Annotated in this window: 22 protein-coding genes; 10 read left to right on the forward strand and 12 right to left on the reverse strand. The window is 42.5% G+C overall.

The annotated features are described in order from the left end of the window. Positions 1 to 91 precede the first annotated feature (91 nt). Positions 92 to 1,345, forward strand: coding sequence for a lipopolysaccharide assembly protein LapB (locus A3775_RS22915; RefSeq protein ID WP_066426991.1), 1,254 nt, complete (start codon positions 92 to 94; stop codon positions 1,343 to 1,345). Positions 1,346 to 1,553: 208 nt separating this feature from the next. Here A3775_RS22915 and A3775_RS22920 read toward each other — a convergent pair whose 3' ends face one another. Then, on the reverse strand, positions 1,554 to 3,014 hold the full coding sequence (locus A3775_RS22920) for an aminotransferase class I/II-fold pyridoxal phosphate-dependent enzyme (RefSeq protein ID WP_066426993.1): 1,461 nt from the start codon (positions 3,012 to 3,014) through the stop codon (positions 1,554 to 1,556). Between the two features lie 224 nt (positions 3,015 to 3,238). On the opposite strand from A3775_RS22920, the gene A3775_RS22925 reads away from it, so the two are divergent. The 3 genes from A3775_RS22925 to A3775_RS22935 all read left to right on the forward strand — a co-directional run bounded on the left by A3775_RS22925 (position 3,239) and on the right by A3775_RS22935 (position 5,154). Next, a complete protein-coding gene (locus A3775_RS22925) occupies positions 3,239 to 3,460 on the forward strand; it encodes a hypothetical protein (protein ID WP_066382026.1) in 222 nt (73 codons plus the stop codon). 38 nt (positions 3,461 to 3,498) lie between these two features. Then, a complete protein-coding gene (ychF, locus tag A3775_RS22930; RefSeq protein WP_066426995.1) occupies positions 3,499 to 4,590 on the forward strand; it encodes a redox-regulated ATPase YchF in 1,092 nt (363 codons plus the stop codon). 120 nt (positions 4,591 to 4,710) lie between these two features. Continuing rightward, complete coding sequence (locus A3775_RS22935; protein ID WP_066382373.1) at positions 4,711 to 5,154, forward strand: YidH family protein; 444 nt, start codon at positions 4,711 to 4,713, stop codon at positions 5,152 to 5,154. Between the two features lie 150 nt (positions 5,155 to 5,304). On the opposite strand, the gene A3775_RS22940 is transcribed toward A3775_RS22935, so the two are convergent. Continuing rightward, a complete protein-coding gene (locus tag A3775_RS22940) occupies positions 5,305 to 5,829 on the reverse strand; it encodes a DUF937 domain-containing protein (protein ID WP_066382022.1) in 525 nt (174 codons plus the stop codon). Between the two features lie 142 nt (positions 5,830 to 5,971). After that, a complete protein-coding gene (locus A3775_RS22945; RefSeq protein WP_066426997.1) occupies positions 5,972 to 7,672 on the reverse strand; it encodes an ATP-binding protein in 1,701 nt (566 codons plus the stop codon). Positions 7,673 to 8,056: 384 nt separating this feature from the next. Here A3775_RS22945 and A3775_RS22950 point away from each other — a divergent pair, with 384 nt between their 5' ends. Then, a complete protein-coding gene (locus A3775_RS22950) occupies positions 8,057 to 9,619 on the forward strand; it encodes a YcjF family protein (RefSeq protein WP_066382371.1) in 1,563 nt (520 codons plus the stop codon). A gap of 35 nt (positions 9,620 to 9,654) precedes the next feature. Here the strand turns inward: A3775_RS22950 and A3775_RS22955 are convergent, their stop codons facing one another. Together A3775_RS22955 and A3775_RS22960 are read right to left on the reverse strand one after the other, a co-directional pair. After that, positions 9,655 to 9,873, reverse strand: a complete 219-nt coding sequence (locus A3775_RS22955; RefSeq protein WP_066382019.1) for a toxin-antitoxin system HicB family antitoxin — start codon at positions 9,871 to 9,873, stop codon at positions 9,655 to 9,657. Between the two features lie 6 nt (positions 9,874 to 9,879). Then, entirely contained in the window at positions 9,880 to 10,302 is a 423-nt protein-coding gene (locus tag A3775_RS22960) for a putative toxin-antitoxin system toxin component, PIN family (RefSeq protein ID WP_066382018.1), read from the reverse strand. A gap of 436 nt (positions 10,303 to 10,738) precedes the next feature. Between A3775_RS22960 and A3775_RS22965 the strand changes: the two genes are divergently transcribed. Continuing rightward, entirely contained in the window at positions 10,739 to 12,403 is a 1,665-nt protein-coding gene (locus A3775_RS22965; RefSeq protein WP_082803835.1) for a serine/threonine-protein kinase, read from the forward strand. Between the two features lie 154 nt (positions 12,404 to 12,557). On the opposite strand, the gene ileS is transcribed toward A3775_RS22965, so the two are convergent. Further along, positions 12,558 to 15,488 carry an isoleucine--tRNA ligase gene (gene ileS, locus A3775_RS22970; RefSeq protein ID WP_066382009.1) on the reverse strand — a complete coding sequence of 977 codons (2,931 nt, stop codon included), beginning with the start codon at positions 15,486 to 15,488 and terminating at the stop codon, positions 12,558 to 12,560. A 231-nt stretch (positions 15,489 to 15,719) separates the two neighbouring features. On the opposite strand from ileS, the gene A3775_RS22975 reads away from it, so the two are divergent. Next, positions 15,720 to 15,968 carry a DUF4926 domain-containing protein gene (locus A3775_RS22975; RefSeq protein ID WP_066382008.1) on the forward strand — a complete coding sequence of 83 codons (249 nt, stop codon included), beginning with the start codon at positions 15,720 to 15,722 and terminating at the stop codon, positions 15,966 to 15,968. A gap of 75 nt (positions 15,969 to 16,043) precedes the next feature. Next, entirely contained in the window at positions 16,044 to 16,202 is a 159-nt protein-coding gene (locus A3775_RS25165; protein WP_231867068.1) for a hypothetical protein, read from the forward strand. Between the two features lie 172 nt (positions 16,203 to 16,374). Here the strand turns inward: A3775_RS25165 and A3775_RS25340 are convergent, their stop codons facing one another. The 4 genes from A3775_RS25340 to A3775_RS22990 all read right to left on the reverse strand — a co-directional run bounded on the left by A3775_RS25340 (position 16,375) and on the right by A3775_RS22990 (position 18,183). Then, entirely contained in the window at positions 16,375 to 16,503 is a 129-nt protein-coding gene (locus tag A3775_RS25340) for a hypothetical protein (protein WP_255362913.1), read from the reverse strand. Positions 16,504 to 16,594: 91 nt separating this feature from the next. Continuing rightward, positions 16,595 to 17,002, reverse strand: a complete 408-nt coding sequence (locus A3775_RS22980; protein WP_066382007.1) for a type II toxin-antitoxin system VapC family toxin — start codon at positions 17,000 to 17,002, stop codon at positions 16,595 to 16,597. Next, positions 16,983 to 17,246 (reverse strand): hypothetical protein, encoded by a 264-nt coding sequence (locus A3775_RS22985; RefSeq protein WP_066382006.1) that lies wholly within the window; start codon positions 17,244 to 17,246, stop codon positions 16,983 to 16,985. The genes A3775_RS22980 and A3775_RS22985 overlap by 20 nt, the downstream gene beginning before the upstream one ends. A gap of 160 nt (positions 17,247 to 17,406) precedes the next feature. After that, a complete protein-coding gene (locus A3775_RS22990) occupies positions 17,407 to 18,183 on the reverse strand; it encodes a Ycf66 family protein (RefSeq protein WP_066427000.1) in 777 nt (258 codons plus the stop codon). Positions 18,184 to 18,503: 320 nt separating this feature from the next. On the opposite strand from A3775_RS22990, the gene gndA reads away from it, so the two are divergent. Then, positions 18,504 to 19,934 (forward strand): NADP-dependent phosphogluconate dehydrogenase, encoded by a 1,431-nt coding sequence (gene gndA / locus A3775_RS22995; protein ID WP_066381999.1) that lies wholly within the window; start codon positions 18,504 to 18,506, stop codon positions 19,932 to 19,934. Positions 19,935 to 20,223: 289 nt separating this feature from the next. On the opposite strand, the gene A3775_RS23000 is transcribed toward gndA, so the two are convergent. After that, positions 20,224 to 21,354 (reverse strand): serine/threonine-protein kinase, encoded by a 1,131-nt coding sequence (locus A3775_RS23000; RefSeq protein WP_066382367.1) that lies wholly within the window; start codon positions 21,352 to 21,354, stop codon positions 20,224 to 20,226. 168 nt (positions 21,355 to 21,522) lie between these two features. On the opposite strand from A3775_RS23000, the gene A3775_RS23005 reads away from it, so the two are divergent. Continuing rightward, on the forward strand, positions 21,523 to 22,554 hold the full coding sequence (locus A3775_RS23005) for a hypothetical protein (protein WP_066427002.1): 1,032 nt from the start codon (positions 21,523 to 21,525) through the stop codon (positions 22,552 to 22,554). 85 nt (positions 22,555 to 22,639) lie between these two features. On the opposite strand, the gene A3775_RS23010 is transcribed toward A3775_RS23005, so the two are convergent. Continuing rightward, positions 22,640 to 25,135, reverse strand: coding sequence for an S-layer family protein (locus A3775_RS23010; RefSeq protein WP_066427003.1), 2,496 nt, complete (start codon positions 25,133 to 25,135; stop codon positions 22,640 to 22,642). Positions 25,136 to 25,153 lie beyond the last annotated feature (18 nt).

The raw sequence follows: 25,153 nt of genomic DNA on the forward strand, positions 1-25,153 counted from the left end.
GGGATAATTCTCAATGCTTGATGCGTCAAACTAATTTGCAGTTACAGTGGTTAGGCATAGTTGCCCCATGCCCAATTCCCGATGCTCATATATGGTAAAATACATCAAGTTAAAACGCTTCAGTGCTATGATTACAGCAGCTATGCTCTGGCAGTTTGGCTGTTCTGTGACGTTAGCGCAGAGTAAAGACCCTCAACAAGCTGATAGATTCCCGCCTAGTCCTTTAGAAATCACTACACCAGATCCACTTTTACCATCTTTACCCAAAAAACAACCTTTAAGTCTTGCAGAACAACAGCAACTTCAGATAGCGTTGGATGAGTTAAATCAACAAGCGACGGCGAAATTGCAAGCTGGAGATAAAAAAGCGGCTTTTGAAATTTGGAACCGGGAGTTACGCTTGCGTCGCTATTTGGGTGCTGTGGGTGAGGTGCAAGCATTGTCACGAGTTGGTGATATTGCTTGGCAACAAAGCGATCGCCAACAGTTATACTATATTACACAACGTTTGCAGACTATTCAAAAACAAGCACAACCCAAAAAGTCTAAAACTCAAACTAACATTGATTTTCCACTGTTACAGGCGTTAGGTGTAGCTTATCAAAAAGTGCGATCGCCTAAACCTGCCATTGAAATTTATCAACAAATTTTGGCAGTGGTGCGACAACAACAAGATACATCTGCGGAAATTGATACCCTGAAAACTCTGGGAGAATTAAATCTGAGTTGGTTTAATTATCCGCAAGCTGCTACTGCTTACGAGGAATTGTTAAATTTTACGACTGCTAGGGGTGCAAGTCAAGATGAGTTAACATATCTGCAACAGTTAGCTTATATCTATCAGCAGGGGAAGCAACCACAAAAAGCTATTGAGGTGCTGAGTAGACTGAAAGCGATATACTCCCAAAATGATGATCAGACACAATTGCCGAGTGTGCAACAGGCGATCGCAGCTAATTATGAAATTCTCGCCCAAGAAAATCCTGATTTACTAGAAGCAGCTTTCACCAACTACCAACAAGCTTATCAAACAGCTTGGCAATTGCAACAATTTGCGCGTGCGGCTGAAGCATTGCAGAAATTAATCCCCTTATATCGTTCTCAAGGACAAATTGATGCAGCTTTGCAAACTAACCAAATTCTTTTAGAAACAGAAGTCAGAGCCGCTAATTATTATGGCATGATGCAAGCTTACGACCAAATGGGACAATTATATTTAGACAAAAAAGATTACCCACAAGCACTAACAGCTTTTCAATACGGTTTAGAATTAGCGCGACACATCAAACATCAAGAAGCATACTTTACTCAGCAAATTGAAACAGTATCAAAGCTAAATCAATAAATAGAAATGAAACCACAGATGCACAAAGATAATTTATCGGCGTTTATCTGTGGTTTCATACAACAAACCAGGATTTTATCAAAAGTTTAATCCTTGAGAGAATATCTGATTGTGAGCAATGCCACAAATATAGTATTGTTTATTAAACAAATTATCAACAATTCTTGATATATCTATTTCATCCGCGTTTATCTGCGTGCATCTGCGTTCACACTTTCACGACTTTTAAACTAGATAGACTACTATCAGCACAGCCTGTGATCAATCCCCCTACGGCTTGAATTTCCTGTAAATAATCAATTGTAGCTGGAGTAATGATTTCCCCAGGCATTAAAACGGGAATACCAGGGGGGTAAGGACAAACAATTTCCGCACAGATGCGATCGCCCGTCTGTTTTAGAGGTAAGATTTCAGTAACGGCAAAAAAAGCCTCACGGGGAGTAATCCCCGGAAAATACCTAAAACAATTGTCATTATCCCATCTCCTCGTCCCTTGCGGCGTAGGAGGTGGGGTTTTTTCTGCTAAACTCCTAAAACCCTGCACTAACTGATGAATATCATCTGCGGTGTTACCCAAGCTAATAATAAACGTGAGATTTTGCAGCGTTGCTAATTCAGCAGTTACACCAAGTTTATCTAAAATTTCCTCAACTGCAAACCCCGTTAAACCCAACCCAGAAACATTAACTGTTAATCTTGTTTTATCCAAATCAACAAACCCAGGTGATAAAGATGCCTCTGGTGGTTGCAAAACTGATAATCTGGGAATGTGACTAATTTTGTGTCTAGCTTCATGGGCTAGTTGCAAAGTGCGAGACATTAACTGTTTCCCTGCTAACGCCATTTGCTGACGCGCTGCATCTAAGGAAGCTAAAAGGATATAACTAGGACTGGTAGACTGTAAAAGTTGCAAAGCTTTATTTATTCGGTCAATATCAATTCTATTGCCTTGGATGTGCAGCATGGAAGCTTGCGTCATTGCACCTAAGACTTTATGAATTGACTGTACAGTTAAATCTGCACCTGCGGCTAAGGCTGAGATAGGTAGTTGGGGATGAAAAGCGAAGTGTGCGCCGTGTGCTTCATCGACCAGTAAGGGAATATGATATTCATGGGTAATGTGAGCGATCGCCTGTAAATCTCCACAAACACCATAATATGTGGGGTAAACTGTCAACACCGCTTTAGCATCAGGATGTTGTTGTAAGGCTGCTTTTACTCCATCAGGCGTGATACTGTGGGCAATATCTAAAACCGAATCATATTCAGGATTAACAAAAATCGGGATTGCACCTGAGAGAATTAAACCAGCGATCGCAGAAGAATGTACATTACGTGGCAAAATAATTTTATCCCCCACACCACAAGTAGCAAGAATCGCCGCCTCAACTCCACAAGTCGAACCATTGACAAGAAACCATGTATGTGCTGCACCAAAAGCTTCAGCCGCTAACTGTTGCGCCTGTTGAATCACACCTTGAGGAGCGGATAAATTATCTAAATCAGCCAACTCCGTTAAATCTGCACCAAATACAGCCTTACCCAGCAAATCAGCCAAAGGTTGATAAATTCCCCGTCCCCGCTTATGTCCAGGGGTATAAAAAGCCGCATGAGGACGTGCTGCACAGAGTTTTAAAGCTTCTAGTAACGGTGCTTGGTGTTGATTCATTTTCAGAAAGCGAGGAAGAAGTGGGGGAGATGAGGAAGCGGAGGAGCAGAGGAGAAGAACTTTTACCCAGTCAACAGTCAACCATCAACCATCAACCATCCCAATTTGTATCTTGCTTTGTTTCTAGCTAAAATAACACTTTTGGGTATAGTCATATAGGGAGATGTCAGGAATTCAGGTTGTCATCTAGTTTGGGAAGGTCGAATAATTGAGATAGATTGATCATGATTCATCCTAGAGCTATTTCTATCCCCGAACCACAAATACCCAATCCTGAACCAAACACATTACCAGAACCGCAACCCACACCGGGGCCTACAATTCCCCGTCCTTTCCCAGAGCCAGTACCAGAAACCGTACCTGCTCCTATCCCGCAAACTGTTCCGGGGCCTGTACCAGAACCAGTCCCTGCACCCATTCCCCAGACTATACCAGCACCCGTGTAGTTTACTTCTGTACATAAATTCAAAATCTAAAATCTAAAATGCTAAGAGCCGGAATTGTCGGACTTCCCAACGTCGGAAAATCTACTTTATTTAATGCTGTAGTGGCTAATGCTAAAGCAGAAGCGGCTAACTTCCCGTTTTGTACTATTGAACCCAATGTAGGCGTTGTTGCAGTACCGGATGAGCGTTTAAACGTGCTTTCTAATATTTCCGGTTCAGCCCAAATTATCCCCGCACGTATTGAGTTTGTGGATATTGCTGGCTTGGTGAAAGGTGCGAGCCAAGGTGAAGGACTAGGTAATCAATTTTTGTCTCATATCCGCGAAGTTGATGCAATAGTCCATGTAGTACGCTGTTTTGAAAATGATGATATTATCCATGTTGCTGGTTCGGTTGACCCAGCACGGGATATTGAAATCATTAGTCTAGAATTGGCGTTAGCAGATTTAGGACAAGTTGAACGCCGCATTGAACGTACCCGCAAACAAGCCCGCACCAGTAAAGATGCTCAATTTGAGGTGACAGTCCTCGAAAAATTAGCGGCTGCTTTAAATGAAGGTAAATCAGTCCGTCAAGTTAGTTTAAATGAAGAAGAAGCCGCAGTTATTAAAGGATTAGGTTTACTCACCAATAAGCCAATTATTTATGCTGCTAATGTTTCTGAAGATGACTTAGCAACTGGTAATGAATTTGTGGAACAAGTGCGACAAATTGCCGCACAAGAAAACGCTCAAGTTGTGATTGTTTCTGCTCAAGTAGAAGCCGAACTTGTAGAATTACCAGAAGAAGATAAAGCTGACTTTTTAGCATCTTTGGGTGTAGAAGAAGGCGGATTAAAGTCTTTAATTAGTGCTACTTATACTCTGTTAGGACTGAGAACATATTTCACCAGTGGACAAAAAGAAACCCGCGCTTGGACAATTCACGCCGGAATGTCAGCACCCCAAGCAGCAGGTGTGATTCATTCGGATTTTGAACGGGGTTTTATTCGGGCGGAAACCGTTGCTTACAATGATTTAGTTGTATCTGGTTCGTTGAATGCTGCTAAGGAAAAAGGCTTAGTTCGTAGTGAGGGTAAAGAGTATATTGTTCAAGAAGGGGATGTTATGTTATTCCGGTTTAATGTGTAGTTGAAGAAAGAATAATTGAACGCAGATAAACGCAGATAAACGCGGATGAATCTGTATTCTATTGGGTGGCAATGGGCTATAATTGCAGGTGTAGATGAGTCTGCACCTGCATCTCATCTTATGAATAAAACGCCAAAAATTGACAGACAACGGGAACATCAAGCCAATGAACGGACTTTTTTAGCTTGGCTGAGGACTTCTATAGCTTTGATTGGATTTGGTTTTGCGATCGCTCGTTTTGGTTTGTTTTTACGTCAGCTTAATTTGGCAATTACCCAAACAGAAACGTCGGTACATCCTATATTTAACTCTCAAAATTTAGGCATTACTTTAGTAATTTTTGGTATTGTCACTATTGCTTTAGCCGCATGGCGATACAATCAAGTTTTTTGGCAAATTGAACGCAGCAACTATCAAGCTAATCGTTGGGCTGTCTGGGTGATGACAGGGGTAGTCATCACTTTAGGTGTTCTGAGTTTGCCGTTGCTGTTGTTAAAAAATCATATTTCTCCTCGTCCATCTTCTCCCCTACAACCCCAGTCTCGCAATTTTGACAGGCGATGAGTTATTTAAAAAAATTGGTTTTCTTGTGGAACAGTCATCTTGACTGTTCTGGGCAGGCAGGATGCCCACCCCACAAGAGGAAATAAAGCTAATACACTATTTTAGCTGTGTCAGTGCATGACAATTTTTAGTCAGGAGTGTGTACACTCACTATCTGCGAACATAGCGACTAGCTAGTTGGATAGCGTCAGCGATATCAACATCACCATCTTTGTCTGCATCGAGGAAGTTATTCAAGACTGGATTACCAGCAGTTTGAGTATTCTGTGCATTAGCCCCAGATTTTAAGAAATTCAGCACTAACGGCACAACTACAGGCAGCAATTGTAAAATGGTGTTGGCATCTAACCCGGTACGCTGGGCTGTTACCCTTGCTACTTGTTCTTGGGTGTCAGGAGAAAATAGGGAATTTACAGCTTGTTCGTCAAAGGTACTACCAGCATACTGATTTACCAAAGCCTGTGCTGTTTCATTACCCTCTGTGGCTTGTTTTTGTTGTAAAGCAGTACGTACATAGTTACCAACAACCCCCATAACCGATTGCATAGTTCCTGGATCTGTACCTGTTGTTGTGCTTAAATCTTGTACACTATCGATAATAGTTTGTATTTGACTGATATTACCTTGTAGATTCGGGTTATTCACAGCATTGAGAACTTGATCAAAAAGTCCCATATTTTTGATTTCTCCTTTTGTTCTATTGGTAAATGGAAAGAAGAGACAAGGTAGACAAGGTAGAATTTTTATTAATCCCCAATGCCCCATGCCCCATGCCCCATGCCCATTGTGCAGAAATCTCACCTGCAAAACCAGGAACTTAAGGCTGAAAAATCGGGAGAGCGATCGCAAATTCTGTATTATGATTTAATTCAGACTTACAGGTGATTTTCCCTCGGTGTTTTTCCACTACAATCTGGTAGGTAATCGCTAAACCTAAACCTGTGCCAATTCCCCGTGGTTTAGTTGTAAAAAATGTCTCAAAAATTTTCCTTTGATTCTCTGGGGAAATACCAACGCCGTTGTCTGTAATTCGCACTCTCACCGTATTATCTTGACAGCGTTCCGTAATAATAGTTATTTCTGGTTGAAATTCGGGATTATTGGCGGCTTTTTCTTCTAAAGCATCAATGGCATTGCTGAGGAGATTCATAAATACTTGATACAATAAACCTTTATAGCCGGGAATGGTGGGGATTTCTCCATATTTGCGAACAACATTAATACCTTTTTTCAGGCGTGTATTCAAAATCAACAGTGTACTATCAATACAAGAATGTAATTCTACCTGTTGCAATTCACCATCATCTAAACGGGAAAAATCTTTTAAACCTCGGACAATTTCTTTAGTACGTTCAGCACCAACCATCATAGAATTAATCAGTTTTGGTAAGTCTTCTAAGAGAAACTCTAAATCAATTTCTTCGGCGACAGTTTCCACCGCAGGTGGTGGTGATGGTACTTCATTTTGATAGGTTTGCAGTAGTGTTAATAAATCATCAATATAGGTTTTGGCGTGGACTAAATTACCAGAAATAAAATTAATCGGGTTATTAATTTCATGGGCGACACCAGCTAGCATCCGCCCTAAGCTAGACATTTTTTCGCTTTGAATTAGTTGTGTTTGGGCTTGGGCTTGTTGTTCTAGCAAAAGCTGCTTGACTTGTTGAATTAACTGATTGAATGAATTAGTTAAACTACCAATTTCATCGGTGGTGGTTACGGGTGCTTGTAAATCAAAGTTGGCTTGTTGGGTGACTTGTTGAGCAATAGCTGTTAGTTTATTAATAGGTCGTGTGATAATGATGCTAGTGTAAGCTGCTAAGAAACTAGCGATCGCCACCGAAAGTAAAATACTAGCAATTATAATTTGCGCTTGCATCATCGCCGCCTGATTTTGGGCTGTATCCGCTTCCTCTTGGCGTTCTCGCACCGTTTTCACCAAGTCAGTCAACTCGTGGGAAAATTCTATTAGCTGCTTGACTTCGGAACTTTTACTAAAGTCGATTAATAATTTTTGTGCGGCGGTTTGTCCTTGGGGTTGTAAACTCAGGGTGATGATTTGCCCGTTGATTTCTATTAGTCGCTGAAAATAAACCTTGATAGTATCATCGTGCTGATTGAGCAATGCTTGTAAATCCTGGCGGGAATGAGTGCGGCTAAACTCACGCAATTGGTTAAGCACAGTTTTAGCTTCGGCTGCATGGGTGAACAATTCGGCATCTTCTTGTTGTAAAGCTTGCTTGTGTCCCAGTATAGAGATGATTTCATGCTGATGGGAATGAATTTCTAACAAAACTCCTTGTAAATCACTTAACAAGCCTCCTTCCTGATCTGCCAAAATCATTTTCTCTCTAGCTTGTTGAAAATAGCGATCGCCTATCACCAACCCCAACATTGTACCAAAAACCGCAATTCCCAACGCCACACCATAGCCACAGACAATTTTTCGCCGAATACTTAATCGGTGAAACTTGTTCTGTATACAATTCCAGGGTTTTAATTGAGATATCGCGCTCATTGTGCAACTTATACCAATTCAAAATTTAAAATTCCGGTATCTGGAAAACCCCTTTCCACACCTCTCCCCTACAAGGAGGAGTCACTGCGTTGCGCGGGTTTCCCGCGTTGTAGCAAGTGGCGTTAGAGGCTTTAACTTTCCCCCTTCCCTGGTAGGGAAGGGGGTTAGGGGGTTAGGTCTTAAGTGGGCATATTTTTCTATTTAGAAGTTCTTACGGTGGTAATGTTTCAGTAAATACCCTAATTGAAAATCACAAATCCAATCTAATTTGATACAAAACGCCCTATCAAGTTTACCAAAAGTTGGAATTTGTACCCTGGTAAGAAACACTGAAACTATTAAGATCAGAAGCATCTGGGTATTTCATATTTACCAATGCCACCCATGCCTCTGTCGCGTCTAATCACCTTAATTGTAGGTTTAATCGTCATTCTGGGACTCGCCCTGTGGCTGATTGATTCCCTCTCACGCCTGTATTGGCAGTTGTCTTACTCGCCATTTTTGGGTAATTTGCTGCTGTTGCTGCTAATTGTCCTGATTGGGGCGTTAGTTGCTGCTTTTGTCTATTACGTGGTAGTATTACAATCTGGTGAACAGCGTTCCCGACGCAACCGCCGACGGGTAACACCAGCACAGATTCCGGCTGCTAAGTCTGATGCGGCTTCTTCCACACTCCAGGCTGTCAGACAGCAAGTAGCACAAATTCAAGATGAAGTTGCACGCCAAGCTTTACTCAGTCGTTCTCAGGAAATAGAAGCTAATTTAGCTAGGGGTGAGATTCAAGTTGTGGTCTTCGGTACTGGCAGTGCTGGCAAAACTTCCCTAGTTAATGCTATAATGGGGCGGATGGTGGGCAGAGTAGACGCACCAATGGGGACAACCACCGCCGGGGAAACCTACTGTCTACGGTTGAAAGGTTTAGAACGAAAAATTTTAATTACCGATACACCAGGGATTTTAGAGGCTGGGGTGGCGGGAACAGAACGAGAACAATTAGCCAGGGCGTTGGCAACCGAGGCAGATTTACTGTTGTTTGTGGTGGATAATGATTTACGACGCTCAGAGTATGAACCACTCAGAGGTTTAGCAGAAATTGGTAAGCGATCGCTCCTCGTTCTCAATAAAACAGACTTGTATACAGACGAAGATACAGAAGCGATATTAGCAAGGTTACGCCAACGGGTGCGGGGATTTATTGCCACAAATGACGTAGTAGCGATCGCCGCTAATCCCCAACCAGCACAACTAGAAACCGGGGAACCCTTCCAACCAGAACCGGATATCGTCCCCTTACTGCGGCGCATGGCGGCAATTTTACGGGCTGAGGGTGAGGATTTGGTGGCTGATAATATTCTCTTGCAATCTCTGCGGTTAGGAGAAGAAGCCCGTAAACTCATCGATGCCCAACGCCGTCGCCAAGCTGATAAAATCGTTGATCGTTTCCAGTGGATAGGCGCGGGAGTGGTATCAGTTACGCCTTTGCCAGTAGTAGATTTACTAGCCACAGCCGCCGTCAATGCCCAAATGGTCGTAGAGATTGGTAGAGTCTATGGTTGTGAATTGAACATGGAACGGGGACGAGAGTTAGCTTTGTCTTTAGCGAAGACAATAGCGAGTTTGGGTATAGTTAAAGGTGCAATACAATTATTGTCTACAGCATTGCAATTAAATGTTGCCACATTTGTGATTGGCAGAGCAATACAAGGAGTAACAGCCGCATATTTAACCAGAATAGCAGGTAAAAGTTTTATTGAATATTTCCGCCATGATCAAGATTGGGGTGATGGTGGGATGACAGAGGTAGTACAGCGACAGTTTCAAATCAATCGCCGGGATGAATTTATTAAAGCATTTGTGCAGGAAGCCATTGCCAAGGTAGTTAAACCATTAACAGAGCGTGGTGAGATAATGGAACAGGAAAATGAGGGAATAGGGAATCGGGAATAGGAAATTGGCTGTAGGGGTTTAGCATTGCTAAATCCCTACTTTGTTAGAGCATCAAGTTTAGCTAATATTTCTAATCCTGCTTCTGCATTACCAATTGCAGCCATTGCTTTAAATCTGGTATGAGCATCAAATTCTGCTAGAGCAATAGTAGAAAGTTCTTCAATCAATTTATTGACACTGATACCTTTGGCTTGAGCAAGTTCTTTCAATCTATTATGCTTATCGTCTGGTAAACGAATCGTTAAAGTTGCCATTTGTGTTTAACTCCTAATAATTTCTTCTGGTTTTAATATAGATAATTTAGGAAATAACAATTCAGAATTCTGGAAATCTTTGACATTGTAAGTGGCAATAATTTGAGCATTTCCGGCAACCGCTAATTCAATTAAGTGATTATCAGCCTCGTCTTTTAAATTAGGTCGCCATAAATAGTATATATAAACCCATTGACTGACGCTCATTAATGATGCTATTAAAGCAGAAATTTCTTCAGTAGTTAAAGGGCATTTGGCGATAACTTCTGAGCGATGAATGACTGACTCATACTCAGAAAATAAAGCATTTCCCATCAAAGGCTGATATTCTCCTTTCAAACAGCGTCGAATCAGTTCTCTACTAGAACCTTGCGAGCTAATCAACGCACTGATAAAAACGCTGGTATCAACTACAATTTTAATCGCCATGTAGCTATGATAGCATATACGCTTTCATAATAGTCCTAGCCAAAAGACTAAAAAGCGATCGCCAAAGTAGTCAAGCCATTAACAGAGCGTGGTGAGATAATGGAACAGGAGAATGAGCAAATAGGGAATTGGGTGTAGGGGTTTAGCATTGCTCAACCCATAAAGTACAGGTTTATTTACGATTAGAAAAGAAACACAAAAAAAGTAACATAATTACAACCTTGTTTTTGCTGGGAACTAGATGTGTTATAAGTGGGTCAGCTTGGTTAAACGTAACTATGTCAATACAAGTTGAACGCCGTAGCAAAACTGGTTTATGCCAGTTGCATAACTCTTGTTCCAGAATCTATGCTAAGGTAATGTATCTTTAAACGATTCCGGAAACTCAGGGCAAGGGTGGGAAACTTAATACCAGGACTAACTCAGTAACCAACTCATGAACCACCACATGATCGGTAAAGTATTACAAGCACGCTACCAAATTGTCCAAAATCTGGGTGCAGGGGTATTTGGACAGACATACTTAGCTATGGATATCCATCACCCACACACGCCCAATTGTGTGGTTAAACAACTCAAGGTTAACAGTTTCCATCCGAGTTACCTAGAAACTATTAGATTACGTTTCTTAACCGAAACCGAAACTCTGAAGCGTTTGGGAACGCACCCCCAAATACCGCAGTTTCTTGCTTGTTTTGAAGAAAATGAGCGTTTCTATTTAGTACAAGAATATATTGCAGGACATTCCTTAACGGCGGAACTCCCGATAAATCAACAATGGGGGTGTTTATGGAGTGAAGACGAAATTATTGCTTTTTTAGAAGATACCTTGGAAATTTTAGAGTTTGTTCATTCCCAAGGTGTGATTCATTGCGATATTAAACCAGAAAATATTATTAGACATGTTGTTAATGGTAAGTTAGTCCTAATTGATTTTGGTTCTATCCAAGCTATAAATTTTGGTATGGATGGTGACTTATCCATTTACCAAGCTCCTGCGACTTCATTAGGTTACATTCCACCAGAGCAATTTATTGGTAAAACCCAGCCCAATAGTGATATTTATGCTGTGGGAATGATTGCTATTCAGGCTCTCACAGGGGTAGAACCATTGCAACTAGAAATAGATCCCCAGACTAATGAAATTCTATGGCGTTCACCCGATACCCTGGTGAGTGATTATCTGGCGGCAATTCTGACTAAAATGATTTGCTACAATTACCAGGAACGTTTTCAGTCTGCAACTGAGGTGTTGCGTCTCCTGAAGCATTTGATATGGGAAACGAAAGTCAAACCAACTACTCAAACACAGCCAATTCAAAATACTCCAGTAGAACCGACTTTAGAAGAATCATCACCTATACTTAAAGGGGTGACTGTAGGAATAGCGGTAAACTCTTTATTAATGGGGTTGGGGGCTTATTCTTTAGTTAATACTTCTCCGTCATATTCGGAAACAGAACTTTTATCCCAAGCTAAAAAAGAATATCAATCAGGAGATTTGCAAAAGGCGATCGCCCTAGCTCAATCAATACCATCTTATAGTAATGTTTATCCAGAAGCTCAAGTCTCCCTGGAAGCTTGGCAACAGCAATGGCAAACAGCAGCACACAAATATATATTAGCAGAAACAGCTATGTCTGAGGGTAGATGGTCAGATGTCCTGACTGCTGCTGCTGAAATTCCAGATATTTCATATTGGCAAACAAAAGCTAAAAATTTAGTCCAACAAGCCAAAACCAATATCGAAACCCAAACACAAGAGTTATTAGGTAAAGCATTCACCAAAGCGCAAGCGAGAGATTTTTCTACAGCGTTAGAATATCTGCGACAAATTCCGAAAGAAAGTTCTGCTGGTGCTTTAGTGCAGAAAAAATTGGTTGAATACAGCGAAAAACGACAAATGAGAGCCGCATATTTTTTACATCAAGCCCACCAACAAGCATTAATTGGGAAGTTTGATAATGCGGTGAAATTTCTCCGCCAAATTCCTCAAGATACCTATGTTTATGCTCAGGCGCAAACTAAGTTGAATGAGTACAATCAAAAGCTACGTATACAGCGTCAAAGTCAAAATCTAGCTTATCAGCTTGGGCGATAGGTGTAAAAGTTACGGTAGTAGCGTGACAAAGCTAAAATGGTGCAAAAATATAGTTTTTGTGGTGTGGGCTTCTAGCCTGCACCGGACGGGCTAGAAGCCCATCCCACAACAGAGTTTTAATGCAACATTTAAGGCTTGTCACGCCACTACTGGCTTAAAATTCACCAGCTAGGGCTGAAACGCAACGTTCACAAATTAGGGGATGCTCTGCTGATTCTCCTACATGGGTGGAGTAATTCCAACAGCGATCGCATTTTTCACCGTCTGCATTCACTACCCCAATTTCCCAAGTTTCAGACTGCAAAGTATATTTGACATCTTGCAGTTTCTCAGGTGAATCTAATAATTCTACCTGGGAAGTCAGGAATAAATAACGCAGTTCATCGATACCGTTACCGCTAACAGGATTTAAAGTTGCAATGGCGTTGCGGGAATTTGCATCTTTGACATAAATCAAAGCTTTGGCTTCTAGGGAAGAACCAATCATTTTGTCTACCCTAGCTTGTTCTAAAACTTTGTTAACATCAGTCCGCAACTGGCGCAATTTTTCCCAAACTTCTGCTAACTCTGGATGATGCCATTTATCTTCTAACTGCACCCAACCAGCTTGAAACACTGATTTGTAGGGTGTTTTGTAGGGGAGATGTTGCCAGATATCTTCTGCCGTGTGACACAATACAGGTGCGATCGCTCGTGCTAAATTCTCTAAAGCGATGTGTATCACTGTCTGACAACTGCGGCGACGGAAAGCATTCGGCGCACTGATATACAGTCTATCTTTCGCCACATCTAAATAGAAATTAGACAAATCCACCACGCAGAAATTCTGCACAGTTTGGAAAAAGCGGAAGAATTGGAAACTGTCAAAAGCTTCGGTTACTTCTTGGAAAACTTCACGGATGCGGTGCAGCATATATTTATCTAGCTGCGGTAACTTCTCAAAGGGTACAGCATCTTTTTCTGGGTCGAAATCGTGTAAACTACCCAACAAAAACCGTGCCGTATTGCGAATCTTACCTCTGACATCGTTGAGTTGTTTAATGATATTACCACCCAAACGCACATCAGCCGTGTAATCTACAGAAGACACCCACAACCGCAACACATCAGCACCATAGGGGGGTTCTTTCTTCTGGTCTTTTCCACCTTGAATCATCACCTGTGGATCAACCACATTACCCACTGATTTACTCATTTTACGCCCTTGTTCGTCAAGAACAAAGCCGTGAGTTAATACAGTTTTGTAAGGTGCGATGCCATTTACTGCTACACTGGTGAGCAAACTGGACTGAAACCAACCGCGATGTTGGTCAGAACCTTCTAAATAAATATCAGCCGGGTAGCGTAACTCTGGACGCTGTTTAACTACAGAAGCCCAAGATGAGCCAGAATCAAACCATACATCCATTGTATCAGTACCTCGGCGGTAAGACCGACCATTATGGCGGTAAGACTCTGGTAATAATTCTTCTACCGACAGTTCCCACCAAGCATCAGAACCTTTTTCCGCGATGATAGCTTGAACGTGGTTGATAGTTTCCTCATTTAATAAAGGTTCGCCGGTTTCCTCATCGTAGAATACCGGGATAGGTACACCCCAGGAACGCTGACGAGAGATACACCAGTCAGAACGTTCCGCTACCATTGGCGTGATGCGATTCTCACCTTGGGCTGGAATCCATTTTACAGAAGCGATCGCCTTGAGTGCCTCATCCCGGAAACCAGCCACCGAAGCGAACCACTGTTCAGTCGCCCGGAAAATCGTCGGCTTTTTCGTCCGCCAGTCGTAAGGATATTTGTGGGCGTAAGCTTCCTCCTTCAACAGCGAACCCGCAGCACTTAGCGCATCAATAACCGCCTGATTTCCATCACCCAAAACATTCAACCCAGCAAACTGTCCCGCTTCCTCGGTAAAATTGCCATTATCATCCACAGGTGCAAGGATAGGCAAACCATAACGCAAACCAACAATGTAGTCTTCTTGACCATGACCCGGCGCAGTATGTACCAACCCTGTACCCGATTCAGTTGTGATGTAATCACCACCCACAACCACCGGACTTTCCCGCTCAAATAGCGGATGACGATAAGTAGTATGTTCTAAATCTTGCCCCTTGAATGTGGCTTTTACAGACAACTCCGCCGAAATAGTAGCCGCCAAACGCTCCACCAAATCCGCCGCCACAATCAAATACTTAAAACCTCTCTGCGCGACGGACACTTTGCTCAAGTCGGGAGACCCGCCCACGCAAGTGTCCTCCTCCGCGTCTGGGCGTGAAACTTCCACCAAAGCATAATTGAGGTCGCCATTAACAGCCACCGCCAAATTACCTGGAATTGTCCAAGGCGTAGTAGTCCAGACAGCCACACCCAAATCAGGCAAATACTCACCCAAAACAGGTTTAACCGCCTCAGCCAAACCCGTCACCGGGAAAGCCGCATAAATACTGCGGGAAGTATGGCCTTCTGGGTATTCCAACTCTGCCTCAGCCAAAGCCGTCTTAGAACTGGGACTCCAGTGAACCGGCTTTAACCCGCGATAGATGTACCCTTTTAAATACATCTGCCCAAACACGCCAATTTGCGCCGCTTCATATTCCGGCTTCAGCGTTAGGTATGGGTTATCCCAGTCACCCCAAACACCATAGCGTTTAAAACTTTGGCGTTGGTCATCCACCGTAGCCAGAGCAAATTCCTTAGCCTTTTGGCGTAATTGCAGAGGTGTTAAATTTTGCCGTTCTGCCGACTTGAGCGTTTGCAAAACCTTCAATTCAATTGGTAAGCCGTGGCAGTCCCAACCAGGCACATAACGCACCTTCCGCCCTTGTAGCAGTTGGTAGCGGTTAATAATATCTTTGAGAATTTTATTTAAGGCATGACCAATATGAAGTGAGCCGTTGGCGTAGGGAGGCCCATCGTGCAGTATAAATAATTCGCCTGGGTTGTTTTGCGACAGGCTGTCAAAAATCTTATTTTCTTCCCAAAACTTTTGAATTTCTGGCTCACGCTTGATGGCGTTCGCCCGCATCTCAAAATTAGTCTTGGGTAAATTTACCGTATCTTTGTAGCTTCCAGGTTCTGTCACAGCTTCATGCCTAAGTTTTATGTGTACAGGTTCTATCAATTATAAGAGATGGGATGAAGTCCCAAATTAGCGATTTTGTTGACTGTTGCAAGTTTTATTAAGTAATAGTAAGCTTGCTGGCTAAAATTGATACAACAAATCCTAACGATAGGTGAAGAATAGATAGATGTTCCCTGATTAACCACCTGTTATCCTTTGTTGTAAAGTTCTAATATGTGGAGTCGATATAAAATGAGTACAAATACACCCAAGTTGTTGGATATAGTAGCACTCACTGTTGATCTGCCGGAATATAATTTGTTACGTGGTCAAGTTGGTACAATAGTCGAAATCCTAGCAGATGGTGCTGCATTTGAAGTAGAATTTAGCGATAGTAACGGGCAAACTTACGAATCTGTTGGTTTGCGTCCAGAGCAAATTATGGTGTTATATTTTGAGCCAGCATCTCCTAGTTCAGTATCTGAAATGGTTACAGCATAACTTAAGCGTAGGCTAGCTTGGGATATGATTTTTTGATTTGGCAAATTTACAAATCAAGTCACTCTTAATCCACCTATGGGATTAACCCTCAACCTACCACCAGAATTAGAACAGTATCTAACACAGGAAGCACAACAGCAAGGAGTTTCTGTCGAAACTTATAGATTGCAATTGCTCCAAAAATGTCTTTTAGAATTAGATAAAAATTCAAATATTGAAGGAATACCCACATAAATTGTAATTGAAGGTATTTATCAGGGAATAAGAGAAGCATTAAGTGGACAAACTATACCCCTTTCACAAATGTGGGAAGGAATAGATGCAGAATAATTAACCTCTGCCAATTGCAATTGCTCTTACTCCTCATTTTACATTTAATGTTGGGTTTCATTTCATTCAACCCAACCTACTGGCTACTACGACCTTGTTGAAATTCCGCGATCGCTTCCTGCGCTAAAGCTTCTAACTTACCATCTGCAATGTCTTTTTCTAACTCCCTCTCAAACTTTGAACAAATTATAGCTTTGTGAGCCAACTAAAAGAGCTAATCCCCCCTAACCGCGAATGACAAGGGGGGAAACAGACACCGAGAAGGCGATCGCCTTATCCTAGTAACAGCGCAAATTTTATCCTAAGCTCCAATCTTGCAACTCTAGTCCTTCAATTCTACCGAAGTGTCGCTGATTGTGAGTAATTAGAACTAGATTATTAGCGATCGCAACACCGGCAATCAGCAAGTCAATATCGTCGATGGGGATACCTTGGAGTCTTAAGTTGGCGTAGATATTTGCGGATATGGTAACTGATTTTTCGCTCAGGGGCAAAACAGAATTTTGGGCAGCAAACTCTAAAAACAAAGCAAGTTGCTTTTGGGCATCCCGATGCTTTAACCCACTCAGGATTTCGTAATAAGTGATGATACTGATGTTGATTTGATTATAAATGGCTAAATAAGCCTGAAACTGGTTGACTACATTAGTATTACCACGAAAAAACAAGGATAAGATATCAGTATCAATCAATGCTGGTTTCACGGCTTGTTCTTTGAGAGAATGCTTGCTGACGACGGATAGCGATATCATCTACAAATTCGCTGTATGCTTCCTCTGATAAATCACTCCAGCAGCCGGCGAACTGCATGATTTTTGTTGTGTTGCTGCTGTTGGTTTCTGCACTCAGTCGAAATCCATGAATCAATTCATACAGTTGTGCTAACTTCGCTTCTGGGATTTGCTGGACTTCTTCCCAGACCTTAATTTTCCATTCCGAAGGGTTCATTGGCTAATTTTTCCCAACTGTTCGACTTTATCTGCAAATATTGTCAGACACAAATTATAGGGGGCGTAGAGCGTGTTTTCAAAGTTTAATTATCCCCCCCTAACCGCGAATGACAAGGGGGGAAACAGACACCGAGAAGGCGATCGCCTTCTCTGAAAATTCAACTACCCTGATGATTGGGTGGTTGTGGTTCCGTTGGTGCTTCAGCCGGGGGAGCTAACGCCGCATCGGGCGCAATTTCTTCCAACGGAATTCGTGTTTTCTCCTCAGTTTTATCATCCGCTTGGGCAACTTCCACCGCTTCCGGGGATGGGGGATGAGGTGGAATAACTTCAGGTACAGTTGCGGCTTCAGGTTCAGTAACAGTTGTAGCTGTTTCCTCTGTAGGCTGTGCTGCTACAGTTGGTGATTCAGATTCAGTAATAGTAACAGGCTCTTGGGCTCGTGTTTCTGGTGTTTCTCTCTTGTCGATAATCTCTACATCTGGTTTTGGCGTAGTTTCCGGTTGGGGAGTTGGAGTTTTTGGACTAACAGACTGTGTTCCTCGGTTTTTCAACCCTGCGAAAATCCCAGCTACACTTTGCTGTAACTGCGCCAACCGTTGGGGTAAAGATAAATTCGCCGCCTGTTCTTGCAGAGTAGTTTTCACAGCTTCAGAACTGGGTAATGGAGTTTGCTGTGCTTGGGGAGTCAACTGACGACGTAGTGCGAGAGTTTGCCAGCCAAACCACACCAAAAGAGCCACACTAGCCACATGACCGAGTAACAGACCTCCAGTAATGCGGGGAGCAAACACCCATAAAACTAGAGCATAAAACAGCCCTACTCCACTCCAAATAAAATCATTCTTGCGGTGGATTTCTGGAAAAAAGAAAGCTGATAGATAGATGGCTAAACTACCAAGGCCGACCACCAAAGCTAGGACATTTGCCAGCATTTTTAGGTTACTCCTTTAACTAGGGATTGGGTATTGGGTATTGGGCATCGCTGCACTGGACATCAAACAAGTCAAAAGCCAAAAGTAAAGAATTTTGAATTTTGAATTTTGAATTGATTTGTCCCCAGTCCCCAACCCCTAATTTCGCAAATTTTGCCAGCTATTTGTGAAGTTAGATACAATTTAATACTTTTGGACTGTGTTTCCAGTGAGCATTTCTTGTTTAGATTAACTCTTAATGTCTTCTTTAGGGGAGAAGAGAAAATCTCGGACTACCCTTAAAGATGAAGGAACCTGCAAGAGTTAGCCAAACATAGTTTATGACCCTACAAAGCTTTGGTGTGATTGGTTTAGCCGTTATGGGCGAGAACATCGCTCTGAACGTTGAGCGTAATGGCTTCCCAATTGCAGTTTATAACCGTTCCAGAGAAAAAACCGATGCTTTCATGGCACAGCGTGCCGGAGGCCGTAATGTTAAAGCTGCTTTTACCTTAGAAGAATTCGTTGCCGCCTTGGAACGTCCCCGCAAAATTCTTGTAATGGTGCAAGCAGGTAAGCCAGTAGATGCGGTCATTCAGCAGCTAAAACCTTTGCTCGATGAAGGCGATATCATCATCGATGGTGGCAACTCTTGGTTTGAAGATACCCAACGCCGGACTCAAGAATTAGAACCCGCAGGTTTGCGGTTCATTGGTATGGGTGTCAGTGGTGGTGAAGAAGGTGCGCTCAATGGCCCTTCACTCATGCCTGGTGGTACACAAAGTTCTTACGAGTACCTGTCACCTATTTTCAACAAAATTGCTGCTCAAGTCGATGACGGCCCTTGTGTAACTTACGTTGGCCCCGGTGGGTCTGGTCACTACGTTAAGATGGTACACAATGGCATTGAGTACGGCGATATGCAGCTAATTGCTGAAGCCTACGATTTGCTGAAAAATGCCGGTGGACTTGACCACAATCAGCTACATGAAGTTTTTGCTGAGTGGAATACTACCGACGAACTCAATTCTTTCTTGATTGAGATTACAGCCAACATCTTCCCCTACATCGACCCAGAAACCAAACTACCCCTAGTAGATTTGATTGTTGACGCAGCAGGTCAAAAGGGTACTGGTCGTTGGACTGTACAAACTGCTCTGGAATTAGGCGTTTCTATCCCCACCATTACCGCCGCCGTAAATGCTCGGATTATTTCTTCGATTCGTGATGAACGAATTGCCGCATCTAAGCAGTTGACAGGCCCCAGTGGTAAGTATAGTGGCTCTACTAAGGAGTTCATCAACAAAGTACGGGATGCCCTCTACTGTTCTAAGATTTGCTCTTATGCTCAAGGGATGGCTCTACTATCTACAGCTTCAAAAGCATATAATTGGAATTTGAATCTGAGTGAGATGGCGCGGATTTGGAAGGGTGGCTGTATTATTCGCGCTGGCTTCTTGAATAAGATTAAGAAGGCATTTAACGAAAATCCTGCATTACCTAACTTGCTACTTGCGCCTGAATTTAAGCAAACAATTCTCGACAGACAAGCAGCTTGGCGGGAAGTGATTATCACAGCTGCCCAACTTGGTATCCCTGTGCCGGCTTTTAGCGCATCTTTGGATTATTTTGACAGCTATCGCCGCGATCGCCTACCCCAAAACCTCACCCAAGCACAACGCGACTACTTCGGCGCACACACCTATCTGCGTACCGACAAACCCGGCAGTTTCCACACTGAATGGGTTCCCATCACTGAAACTAAGAAGTAAGTTTCTAGTTCTCTAAATCTCAATTTATTTGTCAGTGGCTCTAAATATTAGAGTCACTTTTTTCTTACCTATTCACTTCTTTAAACTACCTATTTTATATCATGTCCGGTTAATTACTTATGATAAGTTTTCGATGCTGATATTTTCTCTTTTCTCTTTTCTTGTTCCCTACCCGAACAGATATGATAACTATTCAAACGGACATGATATTAGTTCTGATTTTGTTCACTTAGCGTCTTTTATAGAGGACTAAAGTCCTCACTACATACAAATAGGTTGCTCATGGCATTTATTCGTTATTATTCCCCAGATATTTAGCTTTTAATTCCTCTAATTCTAGGTCTATTTTGCTGTTATTTACAGAAATATTATTCCCGGTTGGCGGTTGTATATTTTGGGGTTGGGGTTTCCCACCAGTCTTAAATTGAGTTTTTAATTCCTCTAGTTCTAAATCTATTTGACTTGGTGAATTTGCTACTAATGTTGGTGGCGAAGTCGGTGTTACTGGATTAATCAATGTCGGTGGGATTGTTGCTGCTGAAGATTGTTGATTCAAATCTTGCAAAACTGCATCGGCTGTCTGATAGCGTCTAGCAGGAATGCTGACTAGCATTTTGTTGAGAATGTTAGTTAAATCCTGACTGATGGGGGTTTTTAAGTATTGCTGCCAAACCCAATTATCATTATTTACATCATAGGAATCAAAAGGTGATCGCCCAGTTAATAATTTAATACAAGTCGCCGCCAAACTATAAATATCACTCGCAAAAATCGCCCTTCCCCTGATTTGTTCTGGAGCAACATATTCAGGACTACCAATACTTGTACCTGTTTGATTTAAAGCGGTTTGAGTCGCCGATTTACAAGCCCCAAAATCTACTACAAATAATTTATTGTCACTGCGCCGCAAAATAATATTTTCTGGCTTAATATCCCGATGAATTACTTGTCTATCATGACAAAATTTTAAGACTGGCAATAAATCATTTAATAATTGCCGAATCTGCTTTTCATCAAAAGCACCTTTGTGTGCTAGTTCCTGGGCTAAGTTGGCTCCATCAATAAATTCTTGTACTAAATATTGTCGATCATCTTGGGTAAAATACGCCAAAAGGTCAGGAATTTGAGGATGACTGCCCAAGTCATCTAACTGTACGGCTTCTTGGTTAAATAATTCTATCGCTTTCTGTACAGTATTAGTGCCTTGGGCTTGGGGGTAAAATTGCTTAATCACACAGGGCGGTTTAGAAGGTTTATCTTCATCCACAGCTAAGAAAGTCCTGCCAAAACCCCCTTGTCCGATGGGTTTGATGGCACGATAACGTTCTTTGAGCAGTAACTTAGAACCACAACTTAAGCAAAACTTCACATCGTTAGGGTTTTCTGGCTTGAGACAACGGGGATTAAGACAGTAACTCATTGGCAGGATGGCGTTTGACATCGCTCTAACTGTCTTTATTTTGCCCTGTGAACCGCTTGGCGGCACTCAAAATTAAAAATTCTGACAATATACTGAGAATCTCACTAGAGCCGATGTCCCCAGTTTGTGTCATAATAAGCCGATCGCTAGAGTAATAAGTTACTAACTGTGCAATCAACGGACGATATTAACTACCTAGCTGCGGCGTTGCAACAGCCTACTGATCTGAGTTTTGAACTGCCAGATCCTGAAGATGAACAGATTCCAGAGTCAGATTTTCAACAACAGCTAGATATAGCTTGGCAGGTGTGCGATCGCTTTGATTTGCAAACTGAAATTTGGCGGGGGCGCATCTTAAGGGCTATCCGCGACAGAGAAAAAAAAAGCGGTGATGGGCGTGGTACTGGTTTCCTCAATTGGCTCAAGCAACGGGAAATCAGCAAAAGTCAAGCCTACGCCTGGATACAATTGGCTAACAGTGCTGATACGCTTTTACAAGAAGGCAAGCTAGAGCCGAGTGCAGTCAATAATTTTAGTAAACGCGCTTTTATTGAAACCTCGAAAGCTGCGCCAGAAGTGCAACAGATGGTGAGTGAAGCCGCTAGTAAAGGCGATCGCATCACTAGGCGGGAAGTCCGTCAACTCACCGACGAATGGACAGCGATGAGTTCGGAGTTGTTACCCGAACCAGTCAAAGTTAAAGCCGCCGAAAATTCCCTTCCCCCCCGCTACATTGCGCCTCTGGTGAAGGAAATGGAAAAACTGCCAGAACCACATCAAAAATTTATTCAAAAAGAAATTGCCGCTAGCCCCGATGTCGATACTATCAAGCAAGTAACCACAGAAGCGCGTCAGCTAGCCAAATATCTCAAGTCGGCGGCGCAAGTGCAAGCATTAACACAGAATGATATAGACATCGAGACAGCCTTAGAAGAAGCCCAAAGAATCGGCTGTTTAAGTGTAGCGGCTGACTTAGTAAATCAAGCCTCCCAAATCGAACAAACCATTGCCAAGTTATACATGACGTGGAAACGCATTAGTAATCTGGCAGATAGATTATATGTAGATACTGGTGCCAGTACCCCCAACTTGCGATCGCTCCTCAGTAGCATCGAACCCCTAGGTAGTGAAGTCATGGAAGTCCAACTTAGTGGTGCTATTGAACACACCGTCCGCCTGCAAATTCAAGAGACAAATTAGGGATGTTGATGGTTGATGGTTGATGGTTGACAGTTGACTGTTGACTGTTGACTGGGTAAAAGTCTTCTCCCCCTGCCCCCACTCCCTACTCCCTACTCCCCAATCCACCGCAAGCCGCCGACTTCAACCCTAGACTATGGGGTACACTGGGTGCTTGAGCAACTAGGACTACATTACCATTGCCATCTACTATCCAACCTTGAGCTTCGACAATTTCACCAGAGCGATCGCTAGCCGCCAATCTCCCTGTATATACTTCTCTATGCTGCTGAATACTACTACCACGATTTCCCGGATCTACTGGTAATTTAATCCAGTCTGCCAGCACCGCATCATCCATCAATGGATCAGTAGGACTCGGTGTAATTCCTCCGCGACCAGTAACAACAAATGAGCTTATTTTAGTGTTTATACCAAAATTACAACTAGAAGATATTTGCTCAGAAGCATCAACAGGACTTGTTGGCAGTTCTACTAAACTTTTACTGGGGTCTACATCAGGTGTATTAATTTTTACAGTACCACTTAATGAAGGATTTTGTTGAGAAAAGGCTGTGATGTCGTTTGTTTCCAGTTTGTTGGGGTTTAATTCCTCTGGATTGTCAGTTCCTAGCAACCTCACCAAATCTGCACGACTACGTACTACAAAACTAAAAATACTCTTAGCGTTGATAGTAACTCTACCGCCATTACCAGAGAAAGCATTAGCGGTGATATCGCTATTTTCTAAAGGAATACCAACAAGGAAACCATTAGGCGCATTGATGGTAATGTTACCACCATCTCCACCGCCTAATGTTTGGCCTGCATTGGTAGAAATTTGACTGTTTTGACGCATCCATAGCAAATCCTGCATATTGAGCGTAATATTTCCCCCTCTCCCGGCTTCACTTTCGGCTACCAGTTGTCCTTGATTTTCTAATCGCATGGAACGAGCATTGACTGTAATCTCACCGGCTGCTCCTAGCTGAGTAGGGTCTCCTAAGTAGATATAATTGTTTGGTACTGCACTACTGACACGTATCGCGCCCCCATCCCGAATCATCAATTGCCCAGTATTCAAAGTTACATTGCCTGCGTTTCCAATACCCCTGGTTGCAGTAGAAATACGACTGGGGACACCATTAGTTGAAGTGCCAATTATTTCTATAGCCTCAGAGGCGTTAACTGTCACATTGCCGCCTCTACCTGTAGCTGGTAAATATTGGTTAGTTCCTGGTAATAGTATACCCGCAGACTCTGTTAATATCCTCGCTCCATTTTCAATACGTAAAGTCCTCGTGTTGATGATTACATCCCCACCATCTCCATTGTCAGGAGTAGCAGTAACTAATCCACTGGATAAAGCCTGACTACCAAGAGGAAAACTACCACTCAACAATACAGAATCTGAGGCATTGATCACTAACTTGCCACCAGAACCCAAGCGTAGCACTTGATTTTGTCCTAAGACATTATCTGGAAACTGCGCTCCTGTGCTGACTTGAGCGAAATTTCTCACAATCAACTTACCTGTTGTAATTGTTAAGTCTCCAGCGTTTCCAGAACCAAAAGTTCTGGTAGTCAAAGGTGTACCACTAACTAACTCCACAAATTCTGAGGCATTAATCGTTAAATTACCTCCTTGCCTAGCACCTAAAGTATTAGCTAAAAGCTGTGAACTGCTATTAATGAAAACTTGCCTACCTTGTAAATGAATACTGCCGCTACCTTCACCACTCACATCCACTATAGATGGACTAGCAGGACTACCTACAGTCCCCCTTGTTAGTTGAATGTTTTGAAAATTGCTCACATTTTCGTATCCCAGAAGCCAACCTTGGTTGATGGGGTTGATACTTACCAAACTATTACCGCCAACACTTCCTAGTTCAATTCTTCCTTCCTTGGCGGTTAAATTTCCACTCTCCAAAATCACATCACCGCCTACCAATGCCAAAGTTTGATTTGACAACACTTGTAAACCAGCCGGGCGGTTTAAACGATTAGTTTCGCCTCTCAGACTTGCTTGGGATTGATTGCGTATTGTAGCCGCCGTAGTGCCAAATTGCAAGCCAATAGGGACATTTACTGCCAATAATGGCACTGTCTGAGGGCTAACAGCACTAAATTGCAGATTATTGCCAAAATGCACACTACTAGCCGTGCTAGCTAAAAATGAACCTTGAATGTCTAACGCCGCATTAGAACCAAAAATAATGCCATGGGGGTTAATCAGAAATAAGTTAGCAGTGCCGTTAGTTCTGAAAATGCCGTCAATATTGGAAACAGAATTGCCAGTGACTCGACTAATAATATTTTGAATATTTGTAGCGTTGTTGAAATAAGCTGTATGAGCATTAGGCACTGAAAACTGCTCAAAACTGTGGAATAAATTACTCCCACGAATTGCCCCCCCATCGATTTGATAAATAGTTTGGTTATTAACCAAGCTAGGTGTGACAACTGTCGTCTCAGCACCCAAGGTGTTGTCTTCTTGGATTTGAGCAAAAGCACCATTTCCAAAAAAAGCAGATATGCTAGCAATTGCTAAAGCACTTACTAGCCCTAAGTTTTTATGGTAGCTTCGGCTGTGATACATGACAAAATGATTACCCCA

This window comes from Anabaena sp. 4-3 (genome assembly GCF_001597745.1).
Classification (GTDB): domain Bacteria; phylum Cyanobacteriota; class Cyanobacteriia; order Cyanobacteriales; family Nostocaceae; genus Trichormus.